Annotated in this window: 17 protein-coding genes and 1 other annotated feature; of the genes, 9 read left to right on the top strand and 8 right to left on the bottom strand. The window is 27.7% G+C overall.

Annotated features, from left to right (window positions below; translation table 11 throughout):
- The first annotated feature begins 8 nt into the window (after positions 1-8).
- The 3 genes from rseP to ACTG44_RS11160 all read left to right on the top strand — a co-directional run bounded on the left by rseP (position 9) and on the right by ACTG44_RS11160 (position 3,427).
- A complete protein-coding gene (gene rseP, locus ACTG44_RS11170) occupies positions 9-1,013 on the top strand; it encodes an RIP metalloprotease RseP (RefSeq protein ID WP_021384977.1) in 1,005 nt (334 codons plus the stop codon).
- 188 nt (positions 1,014-1,201) lie between these two features.
- A complete protein-coding gene (gene ispG, locus ACTG44_RS11165) occupies positions 1,202-2,257 on the top strand; it encodes a flavodoxin-dependent (E)-4-hydroxy-3-methylbut-2-enyl-diphosphate synthase (RefSeq protein ID WP_021384984.1) in 1,056 nt (351 codons plus the stop codon).
- A gap of 345 nt (positions 2,258-2,602) precedes the next feature.
- Positions 2,603-3,427, top strand: a complete 825-nt coding sequence (locus tag ACTG44_RS11160; protein WP_479920465.1) for a DUF5780 domain-containing protein — start codon at positions 2,603-2,605, stop codon at positions 3,425-3,427.
- A 478-nt stretch (positions 3,428-3,905) separates the two neighbouring features.
- Here ACTG44_RS11160 and ACTG44_RS11155 read toward each other — a convergent pair whose 3' ends face one another.
- Complete coding sequence (locus tag ACTG44_RS11155) at positions 3,906-5,027, bottom strand: DUF3810 domain-containing protein (RefSeq protein ID WP_479920464.1); 1,122 nt, start codon at positions 5,025-5,027, stop codon at positions 3,906-3,908.
- A 197-nt stretch (positions 5,028-5,224) separates the two neighbouring features.
- On the opposite strand from ACTG44_RS11155, the gene ACTG44_RS11150 reads away from it, so the two are divergent.
- A complete protein-coding gene (locus ACTG44_RS11150) occupies positions 5,225-5,449 on the top strand; it encodes a hypothetical protein (RefSeq protein ID WP_021384965.1) in 225 nt (74 codons plus the stop codon).
- Positions 5,450-5,495: 46 nt separating this feature from the next.
- A complete protein-coding gene (locus ACTG44_RS11145) occupies positions 5,496-6,020 on the top strand; it encodes an N-acetyltransferase family protein (protein ID WP_479920463.1) in 525 nt (174 codons plus the stop codon).
- A gap of 110 nt (positions 6,021-6,130) precedes the next feature.
- Here ACTG44_RS11145 and ACTG44_RS11140 read toward each other — a convergent pair whose 3' ends face one another.
- Together ACTG44_RS11140 and ACTG44_RS11135 are read right to left on the bottom strand one after the other, a co-directional pair.
- On the bottom strand, positions 6,131-6,277 hold the full coding sequence (locus tag ACTG44_RS11140; protein ID WP_021384980.1) for a hypothetical protein: 147 nt from the start codon (positions 6,275-6,277) through the stop codon (positions 6,131-6,133).
- 138 nt (positions 6,278-6,415) lie between these two features.
- Positions 6,416-7,342, bottom strand: coding sequence for an AEC family transporter (locus ACTG44_RS11135; protein WP_479919020.1), 927 nt, complete (start codon positions 7,340-7,342; stop codon positions 6,416-6,418).
- Positions 7,343-7,533: 191 nt separating this feature from the next.
- Between ACTG44_RS11135 and ACTG44_RS11130 the strand changes: the two genes are divergently transcribed.
- On the top strand, positions 7,534-9,405 hold the full coding sequence (locus tag ACTG44_RS11130) for a tetratricopeptide repeat protein (RefSeq protein ID WP_021384960.1): 1,872 nt from the start codon (positions 7,534-7,536) through the stop codon (positions 9,403-9,405).
- A 91-nt stretch (positions 9,406-9,496) separates the two neighbouring features.
- Here ACTG44_RS11130 and ACTG44_RS11125 read toward each other — a convergent pair whose 3' ends face one another.
- Positions 9,497-10,432 (bottom strand): magnesium transporter CorA family protein, encoded by a 936-nt coding sequence (locus ACTG44_RS11125; RefSeq protein ID WP_021384983.1) that lies wholly within the window; start codon positions 10,430-10,432, stop codon positions 9,497-9,499.
- A gap of 501 nt (positions 10,433-10,933) precedes the next feature.
- On the opposite strand from ACTG44_RS11125, the gene ACTG44_RS11120 reads away from it, so the two are divergent.
- Positions 10,934-11,446, top strand: a complete 513-nt coding sequence (locus tag ACTG44_RS11120) for a flavin reductase family protein (RefSeq protein WP_021384966.1) — start codon at positions 10,934-10,936, stop codon at positions 11,444-11,446.
- A gap of 164 nt (positions 11,447-11,610) precedes the next feature.
- Here ACTG44_RS11120 and ACTG44_RS11115 read toward each other — a convergent pair whose 3' ends face one another.
- The 3 genes from ACTG44_RS11115 to thrC form a co-directional block, all read right to left on the bottom strand.
- Entirely contained in the window at positions 11,611-12,669 is a 1,059-nt protein-coding gene (locus ACTG44_RS11115; protein WP_079747000.1) for an NAD(P)H-dependent flavin oxidoreductase, read from the bottom strand.
- A 126-nt stretch (positions 12,670-12,795) separates the two neighbouring features.
- Positions 12,796-13,689 carry a homoserine kinase gene (gene thrB, locus ACTG44_RS11110; protein WP_021384974.1) on the bottom strand — a complete coding sequence of 298 codons (894 nt, stop codon included), beginning with the start codon at positions 13,687-13,689 and terminating at the stop codon, positions 12,796-12,798.
- A 9-nt stretch (positions 13,690-13,698) separates the two neighbouring features.
- On the bottom strand, positions 13,699-15,180 hold the full coding sequence (thrC, locus tag ACTG44_RS11105) for a threonine synthase (protein WP_479916907.1): 1,482 nt from the start codon (positions 15,178-15,180) through the stop codon (positions 13,699-13,701).
- Positions 15,181-15,285: 105 nt separating this feature from the next.
- Positions 15,286-15,517, bottom strand: a binding site (T-box leader).
- A gap of 869 nt (positions 15,518-16,386) precedes the next feature.
- Between thrC and trxB the strand changes: the two genes are divergently transcribed.
- Entirely contained in the window at positions 16,387-17,295 is a 909-nt protein-coding gene (trxB, locus tag ACTG44_RS11100) for a thioredoxin-disulfide reductase (protein ID WP_021384962.1), read from the top strand.
- A gap of 89 nt (positions 17,296-17,384) precedes the next feature.
- On the opposite strand, the gene typA is transcribed toward trxB, so the two are convergent.
- On the bottom strand, positions 17,385-19,208 hold the full coding sequence (gene typA / locus ACTG44_RS11095; protein WP_021384963.1) for a translational GTPase TypA: 1,824 nt from the start codon (positions 19,206-19,208) through the stop codon (positions 17,385-17,387).
- A 210-nt stretch (positions 19,209-19,418) separates the two neighbouring features.
- Here typA and ACTG44_RS11090 point away from each other — a divergent pair, with 210 nt between their 5' ends.
- The gene (locus ACTG44_RS11090) at positions 19,419-19,661 is read left to right on the top strand and encodes a hypothetical protein (protein WP_021384973.1); all 243 of its coding nucleotides are present in this window, start codon (positions 19,419-19,421) and stop codon (positions 19,659-19,661) included.
- The last annotated feature ends 140 nt before the right edge of the window (positions 19,662-19,801 follow it).

Genomic DNA, 19,801 nt, shown 5'->3' with positions numbered 1-19,801 from the left:
GTGAATTTATGACTATAATAGCTGCATTAATACTATTTAGTATAATTGTATTAATACATGAGTTAGGACATTTTATATTTGCAAAAAGAAGTGGTATAAAGGTAAATGAGTTTTCTATAGGGATGGGACCTAAGATATATAGTGTAAAAAAAGATACTGAGTATTCTATAAGAGCACTTCCGATTGGTGGGTATGTAAGTATGGAAGGCGAAGATGAAGAACAAGTAAGTCCAAATTCTTTTGGAAATAAATCTATATTACAAAGATTTAGTACTATTGTAGCAGGGCCAATATTTAATATAATATTAGCAGCGATACTTTTGGTACCAGTATTCTTATATATAGGTTCTCCAACCACTCAATTAGGAAAGATAATGCCAAATACTCCTGCACAATCTGTAGGACTTCAAGTAGGGGATAAGATAAATAAAATTAATGGTAATTCCGTTAAGACTTGGGATGAAGTTGCAAATATAATAAATACTTCCTCTGGTGGAGAATTGAAACTTAGTATAACTAGAGATGGAAGTGACAAAGTTATAAATGTAACACCTAAAAACAACAATGGAAAGTATGAAATAGGAATTCAGCCTCAAAGAGAAAAAGATTTTTTTGGTTCAATTGTAAATGCATGTAAAACTACTGTAGATATGACAAAGCAAATGTTGACATTCTTAGGTCAAATGATTACAGGACGTGTTCCAGGAGGAATTGGTAATGCTGTTGCAGGACCAGTAGGTGTTATTGGTATGGTATCAGATGCAGCTCGTACAGGTATCATAAATGTAGTGTATTTAGCTGCTATAATAAGTTTAAATTTAGGTATAGTAAATCTATTGCCAATACCAGCCCTTGATGGATGGAGAATACTTATGTTATTACTAGAAGCAGTTAGAGGTGGTAAAAAACTTGACCCAAATAAAGAAGGTATGATAAATGTGGTTGGTTTTGGAGCTTTGATGTTATTTATGCTTTTTATCACATATAAAGATATATTAAGGTTATTTCAATAATTTAGTTTTTTATAAAGATTAAGAAAAGGGCTATGTAGTTTTAAGTAAGAATAAATAAGTTTCAATATATGAAATTTATTCTTATTTATTTAACTATATAGCTTTTTAATTTATAATATATATATGTAGATTAGAGTATTTTTAATAGTTAAATAGAGTTAATATAAAATAATATATAGAGGTGGAATATGAGTTACGAAAGAAGAAAAACTAGAGAAGTAAGTGTAGGAAGTATAAAAATAGGAGGAGAGAATCCTATAAGTATACAATCTATGACAAACACTGATACAAGAGATGCAGATGCTACAATAGCTCAAATAAAGAGATTAGAGGAAGCTGGTTGTGATATTGTTAGAGTGGCTGTTCCTGATATTAAAGCAGCTAAGAATATAGGTAAGATAAAGTCTAGTGTAAATATACCTATTATAGCTGATATACATTTTGATTATAAGTTGGCTCTTGAAGCTATAGAACAAGGTGCTGATGGAATTAGAATAAATCCTGGTAACATTGGAAACGTAGAAAGAGTTAAAGCTGTAGTTGAGAAATGTAAGGAAAAAAATTTAAAAATTAGAATTGGAGTTAATGGTGGTTCTTTAGAAAAAGAACTTTTAAAAAAGTATGGTTCTGCAACAGCTGAAGCATTAGTTGAAAGTGCTATGGGACATATTAAGATTCTTGAAGATTTAGATTTTTATAACATCGTTATATCTCTAAAATCATCTGATATTTATAAAACTGTTGATGCATATGAATTAATATCAAAAAAAGTTGATTATCCTCTTCATGTTGGAATCACAGAATCTGGAAGTGTCCATAAAGGAACAATAAAATCTTCTATAGGTGTAGGAGCACTCCTTCTTAAAGGAATTGGAGATACTGTTAGAATATCTTTGACAGGTGACCCAGTTGAAGAGGTTGTTGTTGGTAAACAAATTTTAAGAAGTTTGGGTCTTTTGAATGATAAGATTAAGGTTATATCATGTCCTACATGTGGTAGATGTAATATAGATTTAATTGGTGTTGTAAATGAGGTTGAACAAAAGATTGGTAATATGGAAAAAGATATTACTGTTGCAATTATGGGATGTGCTGTAAATGGACCTGGTGAGGCTAGAGAAGCAGATATAGGTATTGCTGGTGGTAAAGGTGAAGGTCTTTTATTTAAAAAAGGCGAAATAGTGAGAATGATTGATGGAGACAAGTTAGTTGATGAGTTACTAGAAGAGATTGATAAGTTATAGTATACAATCGAGAGATGTTAATTGGCTAGATTTTTTAATATTTTTAGAATAGGTTTTTTCTAGAATATTTAATCATCTAGCCATTTTTAATTTGATAAATCTTAAAAAATATAAGGAATCTATATTCTAATTTAATTATATATACATGACCTAAGCTCTATTCTAGATTTATGAAAATAAAATAAAATTTAATATAATGAAAAAATACTGGGATAATGTTGAATTTTATTTGCCATTGTGATAAAATTTAATTACTAAAATTACTGGAATATTATGTAAATGTAAGTCTTAATATTTTTGGTAAATTATTTTAGTATAAATTAATAAAAGAAAGGGGGAAGAACTATGAAATATAGAAAAATATTTAGTTTACCCATTTTAGTTGTTGCCTTGTTGATTATTGGAACTACAACAACATTTTCTCTTAATACAACCAATTCAGAAGGAATAAATTCATACTCAGAAAATACACAAAGTACTACAACACATAAAGTCTCATATACTTCAAATAGTAAAGGTCTTGTTTATAACAAAAATATTCCACTATTTATAAATAATAGCAAAGTACAGTATGATGATAGTCCATACCATTGGCCTAGTAATGTTATAAATTTAACAAATACCAGTAAAAAGGCAATTATGGACTATGAAATTACATGTTTAGCATATGATAAACATGGAAAACCACTTGAGTTGTATTGGGATGCTCAAAATGTAGCAACAAATGGCGAAGTAGGAAGTGTTGGATTTAGTCCAGATGGTGTAGACTATGGCATTGTAGCAGGAATATCTCCTGTGTCTCCAAAATCATATTTACATATTTATAGAAAAATGCAACAACAGCCACCAAAGGATATAATAAGTATGTTTGAAAAACAACAAGGTAAGGCATGGGTAGAAAAATGGCTGAAAGAATGGCAGCAAATGGAGAAAGAATATGCAAAGAAAAATGCAATAAAATCAGGAAATAAGCAAGATGAAGCTTTTCTATTGTTTGACAAATGGAAACAATCAACTGGAGAGCATGATGTAAAGTATATAATATCATGTGTAAAACAAGTAACATTTAGTGATGGTAGTGTGTGGAAAAATTTAGCATATGAGAATTGGTTGAAAGGTTTTCAAGGAAAATCAGTGGCTACTAGTATATTAGAAAATTACTATAAGTAATATTTGATGAAATTAAAATTAAGTAGGCATTTAGCTAATACTAAGCTGGTTAAATTTCCAATGATTTAGTTGGGAATATAAGTTACACAAAGATATTTTGATTCTAATAAAATGAATTATATATAAGATTATGGGCATGTATCAGATTTTGATATGTGCTTTTTTATTTTAAAATCTTAGATAAAATATTTATCAAAGATGATGAAAATATTTGTAATAGAATAGTTAGAAGTGAAAATATTATATAGATATTATAAGGCGAAATAGTTATATTCTATAATTATACAATAGAATGTATTGTTATTTAACATATTTGTTTTAAAATCAAATAAAATTAGAAATATAAGCGCTATTTTACATCCAAAATATACATAGTTTCAAATTATACGTAAGCAATTTGATTGAAATAATTTATTTAACTTAACAAACAACTGACTTAACACCAGCTGTTTGTTAATAGAATTTTGAATTGTAGTACTTAATATGGATATAATTCATAATAGGTTAATAATAAATCGACCATTTTGCCATAACTCTGAGTACCTTCAGCGACACCATTAGCTTTTAAATAAGAATTATTAAACTCATTAGAAATTTTATTGATTTTACCTTCATATTTTTGCCAGAATTCACTTTGGTTTTTTAAATCTCTACGAACAGAATCTGAAATACCAGCAGAAATTTCAATATAGGCATCATAATCAACTGTACTTAATGCAGAAGCAGTATGATTTAAAGCTAGAATATAACCAGAATAGTTAAAATCAATATTAGGGTGTTTTATAGAAGTAAGATACGCTATAAAATTAGCTTCATCTTCACTAGCAAATCCCCTTTGATGTGCCATCTCATGTTCAACTGTACAAGGAATATACAAGTCAGGTATTGCTACATTTACATTTGCTTCGCCTGTAAAAGGAAAATATATACCAGTTATTCCTGTATAACACATAAGATTTGATGAAATAATATATTTAGCCTTAGAATAATTGCCACTAACACTAGGTAATATATCTAGAATATTATCATAGCCTAGTTGAGCTCTATTTATGACACCTTTATAATCTGTATTAGATTTTACAACACCATTCTTATCTTGTAATGTGAGTTTTCTAGTTTTATTTGACTTAGTTACGAGGAATTTATATAGTCTAGCAAGCTCGTTAACACTATGTTGTTTTGATTGAATAGAGCTATTGTTTTTTAAATTATATTGATTTATGAGGGTAGTTTCAAGTGGAATTTTATTATAGTTTATCCCCCAAAGCACTATAAAAAGAAAGTATACTATTGATACAATGGATAATATATTTAAAATAGCATTTTTCAAAAATGTTTTTAAATTTTTTTTCTTATTAAAAATCGTAAATATAGTAGAACATAAAAATAAAAAGACAGATATAACGATTATGTACATTGTAATTTCATAGAGAGAAAATGGAAAAATTCCTGAAATTTTACTCAGTATTTGTATAATTGTTTTGTCTATGATTTGAGAGTAATATTTTTCAACAATATGTGGAATTTTACTTGCTATAAAATTTAAAAGTAAAGCAATAGGAAAAAGAATTAAAGAAAAATATTTTGCTTTTTTGTTCATATTTCACCTCACAGAATCTAGTTTATATAAAACTATTATATATCACTTGGAGATAGATTGTAAAATAAGTATAGATATATGTATTTATAACTTTATACTAAATAAATGATAAGTTATAATATATTAATATGAATAAACAATATGTATACAACTAATAATAATAAAAAATATTAATTATATAAGGAGTAGATAAAAACATGGTAATAAAACTTACTAAAGACAATTTTAATTTTAGATTCAAGCAATATGAAGGTATGTTTTTTCATGCTGAAGTAACTGAAGGGGAAGAGTCAATTAGATATAAAATAACTAAGGATGAAGATGGCACAGAGCTAAAAGAATTTGGAAATACACATATAAAAGAGAATATGATATATGTGCCTCAAATAGAAGCATACATAGATTTAAAAGGTATAAAATAAGACTTAGAAAGTTTTAAATAAGAAAGTTTAAAAGGGGGAATCCAATATGAGTAATGCTATAGATATAACAATAAGACCTGTAAGAAGAGAAGATGCACAAACTGTTAATGAAATGAGAAGGGCATACGGTGTTATGAGAAATACTTTGGCTTTAATGAGTGACAGAGTGGATAAAACGACAGCTATGTTGGATTCTTTAGGAGAAAATGATTACATGTTTGTAGCTGAAATTGATAATAATGGAGAAAAAACTGTAATAGGTTTTGCTGGTTTACATGTAAATTCTTCTCCAAGATTAAGACATAGTGCAGAATTAGTAATAACTGTTAATGAGAACTATCATAGAAGAGGAGTAGGGAAAAAACTTATAGAACAGCTTTTAGATATAGCAGACAATTGGATTATGTTAGCTAGAGTAGGACTAGAAGTAATTGTGGACAATGAAAAAGGATTAAATTTATATAAAAAATTAGGTTTTGAAGTAGAGGGTATTAAGAGATATGCTGTAATTAGAGATGGAAAGTTTGAAGATATCTATATTATGGGAAGATATAATAAAAATTTAATTTAAAGAAGTAAGTGGTAATAGAGAAGTAGAATAAATTGTCTTTAATAGAGGGTTTTCATTAAAGATAATTTATTCTACTTCTCTATTGTATTAAAAAACTTATTTTTAAATGCTTACAAAAACATTCTATATACAAATAAAATTATTAGCAATATCAAAGCTATTTTGAAAGCTAGACTGGCAACAGTCTTGATAATTTTTACAGAAACACCTATAGCAACTATAGCAAATACTATTTTAAAGAGTAAATCTATGTCCATATTTAAGCCTCCTATTCTATAATACATATAGATATTATTGACAAATATCTAGGAAAAAATTCCATCAATATACTACAATAAAATGTTTATATTTGTAATTTATTGAATATGTTATTATATAATACATAAAAGAATAAATCAAGACAACAATAAAATACTTATAAAAGGTATAGATATAACTGAAAATAGTGTTGTAAAAAACACACATTGTGAAGCAAGTGTTATATTAGAATCATATTGATTAGCCATTATAGCAGTATTTGCAGCAGCAGGCATGGAAGAAATTACTACTGGTATAGCTAAAATCATATTATCATTTACCCATCCCTTTAGAATAAAATATACAATTACAGGAAGTATCAATAATCTTATAAAAGTGACTAGATATAATTTTTTATTGACAAAACAATCTAGAGCTGAAGAATTAGCAAGTAAACTTCCAATGATAATCATGGATATTGGTGTAGTGATATTTCCTAACATCTTAAGTGGGTCATTTATAAATTGAGGTAATCTAAGCCCTGTCACGAATAAAAAAAGTCCAATAACCACAGCTACTGTAGCAGGGCTTATAAGTGATTTCATTGAAAAACCTTTGTTTGTACTACCTTTAGATAGAAGGTAAATTCCTAAAGTAAAAGAAAACAAGTTAAATGGTAAATTGAATATCGCAGTATAGAATATCGCTTCATGACCTAGAACAGCTTCAATTACAGGATAGCCCATAAAAGCAACATTTGAAAAAACAACTATATACTGATATATCCCCAAATCTTTTTCATTGTCACATTTCAAAATGTATTTTAATAAAAATGCAATTATAATTGAGACTATATACATAATCAGAGATGTAAATAATAACAATAGTATTTTTTGTATCATTTTATTATCAAAGTTAATTTGCATGGAGCTAATTATCATTGATGGCAAAAAAACCGTCATTGTTAAATTTGAAAGCTTAGATGTGCAGTGGTCATCTAATAAGTTGAATTTTCTGACAAAATATCCGACTAAAATAATTATAAATAAAACTGCTACTTGAATAAAAATGTTGCTGAAATTCATAAAATGTCCCCTCCCTATATATACATTATATACCAATTATATAATAAAATCTAATGATTATAAAATTTAAAATCTAATGTTACAATATAGTGACAAAAGGTAAAAATTCAATATTATAGCATTAATTATGGATTATAATGTATAATAATGTTTGAGAGAATATATTTTATAAAATGGGTAGGTAGCTAATAATGAAAAATACAAAATTTTCTATAAAAAAAATAAAAAATATATCCAGTGACCCTAAAGTTGTACACACTAAAGGGGCTCTTCTTGAAAAGATGGGTAAGACAGAAAGTGCAATAGAATTATATAAGAGTGCAGCATTGGATAATTATGTAAAGTCTCAATACACTTTGGGGAATATATATGAAAGTAAGAAACAATTTAAAGAAGCAGAAAAATGGTACTCAATGGCATATAAAAGTGGAAGTGATGATGCTGCTTTTGATTTAGGTAATATGTATTATAGATTAGATGGTTACGAGTATGCTATATATTGGTATGAAAAGATAGCAACGCTAGGGTATTTACAAGCACAAAATAATTTGGGTGTATGCCATTTTAAAATGAAAGATTTTATAAGATGTGAAAAATGGTTAAAAGAAGCAGCAGACAATAACCTAGGTAAAGCTTGTTTTAATTTAGGAGTATTATATACTTTTTTAGAAAAAGATGATGATGCATATGAATATTATAAAAAAGGTTCTGTACTCTTAGATGATGATGCAAAATATAATTTAGCAATATTAAATGGGAAAAAGAAAGATAATAAATCAACAGTAAGTTTATATAAGCAATTATACAAATCAGGTCATATAAAAGGTTGTTTTAATTTAGGTATGATTATGGAAATAAATGATAATCTAGAAGAAGCAGAGAGGTATTATAAAAAGAGTGCAGATAGAGAAGATGTAAAATCTGAATACAGACTTGCATATGTATATGATAGAAAAGAAGAATTAGGAGATGCAATTTATTATTATGAGAAGGCAATAGAAAAAAATCATACACTTTCTAAATATAGACTTGCTAACCTATATAATAGGGAGAATGATATAGAAAAAGCAAAAACTTATTATAAAATGGCCGCAGAAGATGACATAACAGAGGCAAAAAATAATCTAGCAGGTATATATTTTGAAGAAAAAGATTATGAAAATGCTATTAAATATTATGAAGATGCTATAGCCGTTGGATGCAAAAGTTCCCTTGAAAATCTTGGAGATTTATATTATCAAAATCAAGACATAGAAAAAGCGATTTTGTATTATTCAAGGATTCCAAATAATGCATCTTGTCAAATCAAATTAGGAAACATCTATGAAGATTTAAACAATATCGAAGAAGCTATAATTTGGTACAAAAAAGCATCTGAAAATGGAGATACTAGGTCTAGCTATAGATTGGGATGCATATATGAAAATCTAGGTAACACAAAAAATGCTAGAAAATATTTTGAGATGGCAAGTAGCAAAAACCATATGAATGCTCGTATACACTTAGGTAGAATTTATTTCAGAGAAGGAAAATTGGAAGAAGCCAAAATGATGTTTGATACACCCGCTAATGAAAATAATGTGTATGCTCAACATATGGTAGGATTAATTTATGATATGTTTTATAAAGATTATGTAAATTCTAAGTTTTGGTATGAAAAGTCTAGAGCACAAGGCTGTGTTGAATCAATATATAATTTAGGACAAATTTATTTGAAATTAAATGATGATGTAGAAGCCGAGAAATATTATAAAGAAGGTATTAAATATGGAAGTAAGAAGTGTGAGTATATGCTTGCAGGTCTTTATTACAAAAAAAGTTTAGATATGTATACTTCTTTAGCTAATGAAGAATATGATAATTGTGAAGAAATAGTAGAAGATTTTCCTAATTTAAATATAAATTTTGATGAAGTATTAATTCCTCCATTTAAGCTACAAGAAGAAGTAATTGACGAAGAAGAGTATGTGCCTATTTATATATTAAATATAAAAGAGAGTCTAGATTCAATGTTAGAAGGTCTTGAAACTGAAATGATTATAGATGAAGAACATGATAATTAAAAAACTTTATAAGAGTATATAGATTTAAATGTATAAAAGCCCTTAGAATAAATGAAGTCAATTTATTCTAAGGGCTTTTTTTATTAATATTTTATAATAGCTTATTTCTTGACATGAAAAATGTAATCACTATACATATTATAGAGGTAATAAGAAGAATAATCCAAAATCCATTTGGATTATTAGAAAATGGCATATTTATAACATTCATACCAAAAAATCCTGATATTATTGTAGGTATTGAGAAAATTAGTGTAACTACTGTTAAAATTTGCATAACATTATTTTGATTATTACTTATAATTGCGCTGAAAGCATCCATAATTCTACTCAATATATCTCCATATATTTTAGCCATATCAAGAGCCTGTCTATTTTCGACTATAACATCTTCTAATAGGTCTTCATCGTCTGGGTATTTCTTTATACCAGCAGTTCTAACCATCTTGTTTAAAACCAGTTCATTAGATTTTAGTGAAGTAGAGAAGTATACCAAAGACTTTTCTAATTCCAATAACTGAACCAATTCTCTGTTTTTCATTGATTTGTAAATTTCTCGCTCTATTATGATTGTCATTTTATTTATTTTTCTTAAGTAATGCAAGTAATAAGCTGCATTTTTGTGAAGAATCTGAAGTAAAAAGCGAGTTTTTTTAAATGTAAAGAAATCTTTAATATGACCAACTATAAAGTCGTTTAAAATCTTAGTTTGTGCATTACAAACTGTTATAATAGCTTCTTTAGTTATTATAATACCTAGGGGTATTGTAGTATAATGAGAAGAATTAGAGTCACTTTCGTCTACTGGTATATCTATAAGTATAAGAGTATGATTGTCTTCAACATCTATTCTTGAGCGTTCTTCTTCATCTAGTGCAGATTCTATATTTTCTACATCTATATTTAATAAATTAGAAATTTCGTTGATTTCACTATGATTAGGTTCAACAAGATTTATCCAACAGCCATCTTCAAAAAAACTAAGTTTCTCTAGTTTTGAATCTATAGTTTTGTAATATCTTATCATGGCAACACATCCTTTATTCAGTTTTATATAAATCTCATCATTTAATAGTATCTATTAATTAGCTAATTTATATAACTGAATATATGTATTAGTTTTAATTTTAGATATTATTAAGTGATGAGATTGTGAAAAATTCTCTCCGCAACGGACTAGTATCCATTGCCCATCACTCTCCTTATTTATTATTTTATAGATACCTATGTACGAAATTCGTATTTTAAGCACTCTTTAATATAATACCTTTTCCAGGTATATAAATCAAGTTTTGATTTGATTAAATAATATTTTTACCAAAATTTACATGCAAAATATAGAGGTTATATTTAATTTAAATAAAGAATATATATATTCTGAGTGAAAATATTAAATATATTAAAAAAATAAGTGTGTATTCATATATTTACTTATTTACAATAATATATTTAAAAAGGGTATTTTATTTATAGTTTGTAAGGAAAATAAGAGTACCATAAATATAAGAGAATGAGAGGGTATTGAGATATGAGTGAATTTAAAGAAATTGTGGCAGAAGAGATTAAAAACAACCCATTTGGATTGATAGGCAAAGATTGGACACTTATAACAGCAGAAAAAGAAGGTAAAGTAAATACTATGACTGCTAGTTGGGGTGGTCTTGGAGTTATGTGGGGAAAAGATGTTGCCTTTGTAGTAATAAGACCACAGCGTTATACTAAGGAATTTATAGATAATACAGATAAATTTTCTCTTACTTTTTTTGAGGAAGATTTCCGTAAAGAGCTTTCATATTGTGGAAAAGTATCTGGTAGAGAAGAGGATAAGATATCACAGATTGGATTTAATATAGAATACTTAAATAATACACCTTATTTTAAAGAAGCAAAGATGGCTATTATATGTAAAAAAATGTATAGTCAGAAAATCGAGCCTCAATGTTTTATTGCTGAAGGCATAGATGGAAGATGGTATCCACAAAAGGATTATCACACTTTGTATATAGCTGAAATAACTAATGTGCTTGTAAAAGAAGATTAAATATAAGACTACTATTACATTGAGTTGAATAGAAGAATAGTAAAAATAGATTGACATATAAAAGTATATAAAAAAGCTAAGGAAGTAGATATGTTAATAAAGATTAATCAATAACATATTTAAACTCCTTAGCTTGATAAAATTTTAAATTATAATTTTTTAAATTACAACTCAGAAATTAATTCATTGATAACATCTTCAACAGTGCTTAACTTGTCAATCTTATATGCATCATTTCCACAAAATAAAAGTGAATTTTCCACATCTCCTTTAACTGCATTGATTAAAGCTTGGGAAATACAGTAAGGAGTTTCTTTTGGGTTACAAGGAATCAAGCAATTGTAACATTTTGTTATTTCTGGACGAGTTATTTTAACTTCTTCTATAAATTTATTTCTTATAGCACGTCCAGGAAGGCCTACAGGGCTTTTAACTATATGAACATCGTCTTCACTAGCATTTATGTATGCCATTTTAAAGTTCTCATGTGCATCACATTCATAAGTAGCAACAAATCTTGTACCAACTTGCACACCACTGGCTCCCATGTCTATATATTTTTTAACATCACTGCTAGATGTTATACCACCAGCAGCAACAACCGGAATATTTCTACCAAATTTTTCTCCATAAGTATTTGCAACTTTTAAAATTTCAACAAATTCCTTATCATAGTCTATAGAATCTATGTTATCAAGTTCCTCATTAGAGTATCCAAGGTGACCACCAGCTTTTGGACCTTCAACAACTATTAAGTCAGCAGTAGTTTTTTCTTTCCTATCCCACATTTTTAAAATTACACTAGCAGCTTTTGCAGTTGAAACTATAGGAGCTATTTTTACATTACTTCCTTTTACTAATGATGGTAGCTTATTAGGTAATCCAGCTCCGGATATTATAAGGTCTACACCAGCTTTAACAGCTTCTTTTACGTATGTTTCGTATTCTTTCATAGCCACCATAAAATTAATACCAATAATACCACCATTTGAGATTTCTTTAGCTCTAGAAATATGTTTTTTTATAGCTCTTAAATTTGCATTTATAGTGTTAGTTTCAAAATCTTCCTCATCGTATCCAATTTGAACCCCAGAAATTACACCAACACCACCAAGCTTAGCAACTGCACCAGCTAATGATGATCTAGATATACCAACGCCCATTCCACCTTGAATTATCGGAACTTTTGCAACTAAATCTCTAATTATTAACTCTTTTATGATAATCCCTCCTCAATGTAAACATGTTTAAAGAACTAGATTATAATACTTAATATTATTACCTAGTCCTAATTATTATACTACAAATTATAATAAAAGAGTAGTTATATTTTATAGATGAGATGATAATTATATAATATTTAAAACGGCTCCATTAGAATCACAACATAACTCTTTTATTTCCCAATCAGATTTTAATTTTGATAGGTAAGCTTTCATATTATCTACAAAACTATCATCATTTTCTTTTATTAAAGACATTATAGTAGGGCCAGCTCCACTTAAAAAGACTCCAATACTATTTAATTGCTCAGATTTTTCAACAATATCACTGTAGTTTTCAATCAGAGTTCCTCTATAATCTTGATGTAATTTATCTTGACAAGCTACTTTAAGAAGGTCAAAGTTTTTGTTTAGTAGAGCCGATACAAGTAAAGCAACTCTGCTAACATTGAATACACCATCAGAATATGGTATTTCTTTTGGTAAAACACCCCTAGCTTTTTCAGTTGATAACTTAAAATTAGGTATCATTGCACAAAATTTAAGCTCATTAGGAATTTCTATAATATCATAGTGTATATTCTCGTTATCAGTCACAGAGACAATCATATTTCCTAAAATTGCAGGAGCAACATTATCTGGATGACCTTCTATTTCTGATGCTATATTTAGCAATTGACATTTGTCTAAATTAGCATTTGATAGAGCATTTGCTGCTATCACACCAGCTACTATGCAAGATGCACTACTACCAAGACCTCTACAAATAGGTACCTCGCTTTGAATTTTTATTTTGATACCAGTAGGTATTTTGTCTGGCTTAACTCTATCAAAAAAGTACTTCATAGATGTATAAACTAAGTTATTTTCGTTTTTATAGGCATCTTCACAGCCCTCTATTTCAAGACCACTTTCGATTTCTTCAATATAAAATTTATTATATATATTTAATGCAATTCCAAGACAATCAAATCCTGGACCTATATTAGCACTTGTTGCAGGAACTATAATCTCTAACATAATAATCACCTATACTTTCAAGAATTTTTTTATAGCTAGTTTTAATTCATCTTTTTCACAAATATCTTTATGTAGTATTTCTGCATCTTTAAGATTTTTAATAGGTTTTGGTATATCTATTTTAGAAATACTTGATAATCTATCAATTATAGCAAAGTCATCAAGCTTTTCAAAATCACAATCTATAGATTTTAGAACATCTTCAGAAAACTTAAATGGACTTGCAGTACTTACAATAACAGTTTTTGTGTTATCAGAAGTTTCTTTTTTGTACTTTTCATAACAATTGTATGCAACAGCAGTATGAGTATCTATTAAATAATTATAATTTTTAAATACGCTATTTATTGTTTCTTTAACTTCTTCTTCGTTTGAATATTCCCCATAAAATGAAGATAGATTTTTTTCCATATCTTCGTTTATTTTGTAGATTCCATTATTGTTAAGGTCTGATAGTAGTTTATTTACAATGTCAGTATTTCTATTTGATATCTCAAACAACAATCTTTCTAAATTACTAGATATTAATATATCCATAGAAGGAGAAGAAGTTAATTTTAATGTTCTATTTTTATCATAAACACCAGTTTTAAAGAAATCATAAAGAACATTATTATCATTTGATGCACATATTAATTTGTTTATTGGAAGACCCATTTGTTTAGCATAATATCCAGCTAAAATATTACCAAAATTACCAGTTGGGACAACAAAATTTATTTTATCATTTAACTTTATCTCTCCATTATCAACTAATTTCATATATGAATAAAAATAATATGCAACTTGTGGAAGAAGTCTTCCTATATTAATTGAATTAGCAGAAGATAATATATAGTTATTATCTAATAAATTTTGATTAAATTCTTTGTCAGAGAAAATTTCCTTTACACCAGATTGTGCATCGTCAAAATTTCCTTTTATACCAACTACATATGTATTTTTTCCAGTCTGAGTCTTCATTTGAAGCTTTTGTACTGCACTTACACCATCTTCTGGGAAGAATACAATTATCTTTATCTTATCAATATCCTTAAATCCCTCAAGTGCAGCTTTTCCTGTATCTCCAGATGTAGCTGTAAGAATTACAACATCTTTATCTAAATTATCTTTCTTAATAGATGTTTTAAGAAGATGAGGCATTATAGTAAGTGCCATATCTTTAAATGCTAAAGTTGGTCCATGATATAATTCCAAGAAATAAGTATCATTTACTTTATTTAATGGAGCTATACTAGTGCAATCAAACTTTTCATCATATGCATTTTCTATACAGCCCTTAATCTCATCTTCAGTAAAATTACATAAAAATTTACTAAGCACAAAAAATGCTATCTGAGAATACGTTAAATTCACTAAATCTATAAGTTCATTTTCAACATTTGGAAATTCACTTGGGACATAAAGACCACCATCATTTGAGATTCCCTTTATTATTGCTTGCGATGCAGTTACTTTTTCTTTGGTGCCTCTTGTACTTGAATAATACATTTCTATAACCCTCCATATATTTTAAATTTTTAATTAGCTAATTAAGTTAAGTACAGAATATTTTAAAAATTAGTTTTAGGTAATAAAAAAAGACCCTCATCCCTAAAAAGGGACGAGAATCTGTTTCCCGCGGTTCCACCCAAATTGATTTAAAAAAATCCACTTGATACTTTAACGTAAGTAATAAAAACGTCTATTCCTACTAAAATCATTGAGATAACTTCAGATAGAAGCTCATAGGTAGTTTTCAATCTTTCTAATTAGGGAAACATTTCAGCTAATAGTTTCCTTCTCTGGTAACCGATTCAGATTTACTCTTCCTAATCAAAGCCTTTCAATATTCTTAATATTATTAATTATTCTAGATTATAAAACAGACAAAGTCAAGCATTAATATAAAAATTTGGAAAAAATGTTTTTTAAATTGTAAAAAAATTGTAATCAAATTGAGTCAAATAAAAATATTTTTTTAACTTTTTTTAAATTCTTGGGAATCTGGATTTTCATAGTAGTGAAGCTGTTTTTAATATAATTAATTAAGAGAGAACAGTTACATCTCTGTAATATTACAGTTTTATATTACACTATATTACAAAAAAAGTTTACAAAACTTTAATTTGAAAAATGTAATTATATGGTATATGATATAAATATAAGCAAATAATGTTAATATTTAAACTATTAATCGTAATTGACTTAATAAAAGTATATAATTAATAATATTTAATTTGAAGAAATTGTTAATGTAAAATTACAGCTATATTCAAATTAAATTCACAAGTATTTCACATAATAATAGTATACTGTAAACAAAAGGAGGTATTAAATATGGGAATAGTACTTATAACAACAGCATTAGTTTTGGTTATGTATGGACTTTCAATTCTATCATATATATCAGAGAACAATATATTAGAAGACACTGTAAATGATAACCAATAAGGTTTTAAATTATATAAATGAGTAAGAACTGTAAATAAAAGTCAATTTTATTTGCAGTTTTTTTATATATTTGCAAAATAAAGTTAACTAATAAAAAATAATCATTATATTTAAATAAAGAATTATTAACTTTTAAACGAATGCTTTTTATCAACCAATAAAAAATAATGTTTTATTTATAGTATATATGGATAATAATAGTAAAGTATAAAGATAATGAGAATAATATATAAGAAATAATAATATAAAGAGAGGTAAAACGTTATGGTAGATATCATTGTAATTGGTGCTGGTCCAGCAGGTTTAACTTCAGCAATTTATGCTATGAGAGCAGGATTAAGTGTTACAGTATTTGAAAAAAGTATTTATGGAGGTCAAGTTGCAAGTACCTCTGAGGTAGAAAATTATCCAGCAGTTCAAAAAATTTCTGGGGTAGAATTTTCTAATAATATATACAATCAAGCTGTTGCTCAAGGTGTTGACATTCAGTTTGATGAAGTTGAAGAGATAAACTTAGAAGGAAAGATAAAGGTTGTAAAGACATCTTCAGGTGAGCATAAAGCAAAGGCTGTTATTCTTGCAAATGGAGTTGAAAGACGTAAACTAGGTTGTGTTGGAGAAGAAAAATTTACAGGTAGAGGGGTATCTTATTGTGCCACATGTGATGGGGCATTTTTTAAAGATAAAGAAGTAGCTATAGTAGGTGGAGGAAATACTGCTTTAGAAGATGCTTTATTTTTAGCCAATAATTGTACAAAAGTGTATTTAATTCACAGAAGAGATAGCTTTAGAGGTGAAGAAGTACTGGAGAAATCCGTGAAGGCAAGAAAGAATATTGAGATACTTTATAGTCATGGTGTAGAAAAAATAGAAGGAGAAAAGACTGTATCAAAAATAGAAGTAAAGAATTTAAAAACTGAAGAGAAAAGAATCATAGATGTGAGTGGTATTTTCATTGCTATAGGTCTTAAACCTAATAATAAAATGTTTGAAAATGTTCTTGACTTGGATGAAGGTGGGTATATAATTTCAGACGAATCTTGTACAACATCGGTAGAAGGTGTATATGTAGCAGGAGATAGTAGAACTAAATTTTTACGCCAGATAATAACAGCAGCATCAGATGGAGCAATCGCAGCTGTTCAAGCAGCTAATTATATAAATATTGAATAATATAAATTTAAAATAAAAATAGCCATATATACTTAAAGATATCTTTTAGTATATATGGCTATTTTAGTAACTAGAGATAAATATATGTTCTATTTACCTTGTCTAGATTTATTATATCTTAATCTATCATGTTCATTTAAGAATCTTTTTCTAAGTCTTATAGAATCAGGTGTAATTTCAACTAATTCATCATCTTCTATAAATTCTAGAGCTTCTTCAAGAGTAAATATTCTAGGAGGAGATAATTTTATAGCATCATCAGAACCAGAAGCACGAACGTTACTCATTTTCTTATTTTTACAAGGATTGACTACCATATCATCTTTTCTAGAATTCATACCGATTATCATACCTTCATAAACTTCTACACCAGGGTCTACAAACATTACTGCTCTATCACTTAAAGCATTAAGAGAATAACCCATAGTAACACCAGGTCCTTGTGCTATTAAAACACCATTTCCTCTTGAAGGTATTTCTCCTTTGAATTCTTCAAATTTTTCGAATGAACGAACTAGAGTACCTTCTCCACGAGTTGCATTTATAAATTCACTTCTATATCCTAAAAGACCACGAGTAGGTGCTAAGAATTCTATTTTTACATAGTCTCCTTCTATTGACATAGATTCCATCATACCTTTTCTTAAGTTCAATTCGTTTATAATAGTACCAGAATAAACTTCAGGACAGTTTACAACAACTCTTTCTACTGGTTCCATTAGTTTTCCATCTTCTTTATGCATTAAAACCTCAGGTTTAGAAACACCAATTTCATAACCTTCACGTCTCATATTTTCAAGTAGTATAGATAAGTGAAGTTCTCCACGTCCAGAAACTTTATATCCATCAGTAGTTTCAAGAGGTTCAACTTTAAGCCCTACATTTACTTCAAGTTCTTTTTCAAGTCTATCTTTTAAATGTCTAGTTGTAACGAATTTTCCACTTTTTCCAACAAATGGAGAGTCGTTTACCAAGAAGTTCATTGAAAGAGTAGGTTCTTCTATTCTTATCATCTCCATAGGTAGTGGATTATCTAAATCACATAGAGTTTCTCCTATAGATATATCTGGTATACCAGATATAACTACTATTTCTCCACTAGTAGCTTCATCAACTTCAACTTGTTTTAAACCTTCATATACAGAAAGTTTTGATACTTTTCCTTTAGATATAGCAGAATCTTCTCTACATATAGCAACTTGTGTATTACTTTTAAGAGTACCTTTATAAATTCTACCTATACCAAGTCTACCTACATAATCATCATATGCAAGAGCTGATATTTGGAATTGTAGAGGTTCATTGTCGTAATCAGGATAAGCCTCAACATGATTTACAATAGTTTTAAATAGAGGAGAAAGGTCTTCACTATCATCATCCATTTCAAGTTTAGCTATACCTTGTTTAGCTATACCATAAATTATAGGGAATTCACATTGTTCATCTGTTGCATTTAAGTCTACAAATAAATCGAAAACTTCATTAACTACTTCTTCCGCTCTTTGGTCTTTTTTATCAATCTTGTTTATAAATAATATTGGTTTTAAACCGAACTCTAAAGATTTTTGTAAAACGAATCTAGTTTGAGGCATTGGGCCTTCACTAGCATCAACTAATAAAATAACTGTGTCAACAGTTTTCATAACACGCTCAACTTCAGAAGAAAAGTCGCTATGTCCTGGAGTATCAACTATGTTTATTTTGTAATCTTCATAGTTTATTGCGCAGTTTTTTGAATATATAGTTATGCCTCTTTCTTTTTCAAGGTCGTTACTGTCCATAACGCAGTCTTTAACTACTTCGTTCTTTCTAAAAACACCACTTTGAGAAAGGAAAGCATCAACCAATGTTGACTTTCCAGCATCAACGTGGGCTATAACTGCGATATTTATAATTTTATGTTTTTGTGACATTTTTGTTGCTCCCTTCGATTAAAATAACTTACTAATTATATCACAATATACTATTAGGTACAAGGAGAAATAGATTAAAATGTATTAATATAGCTTAAATTGAGCAAAAATGCTAGTTTTGTATGTAAAAATTTATTCTGTTTAAAAAAAGTTTTTAGACAAATAATAACTTTATAAATGAAAATATTAATAAAAAGCAAAGGGTGATATATGTTGGAAGTAACCAAAATAATAATCAAGTATTTCGCTAGTGAAAGTGATACTTTCTTAAAAGAAGAGATTTGTAATTTTGATGAACTATTAGAATGGTCTCATAAATTTATTGAAGGCAAAAAGACAGAAGATGTTTTATATATAAAATCTAAAGAAAACTACAAAGTAAATGTAATTAAATCTTTAGAAATTAAAGAATTAGAAATAATAAGAAAACAGCAAATACCACCATACATGTAGTACTAAAAAACTATAAGATGGCTATATAATGTTGATAATATGATAAAAATGGAATATATGGAAATAATTTATAACAAAAAAGATTTTTATAAATTTTATATTTGGGTATAAAATTATTAATTAGACATTAATTAGGAGGA

The sequence above is a fragment of the Clostridioides sp. LIBA-2809 genome (genome assembly GCF_056688965.1).
Note: the sequence above shows the minus strand (reverse complement) of the source record. Positions and strands in the feature narration are given on the sequence as shown.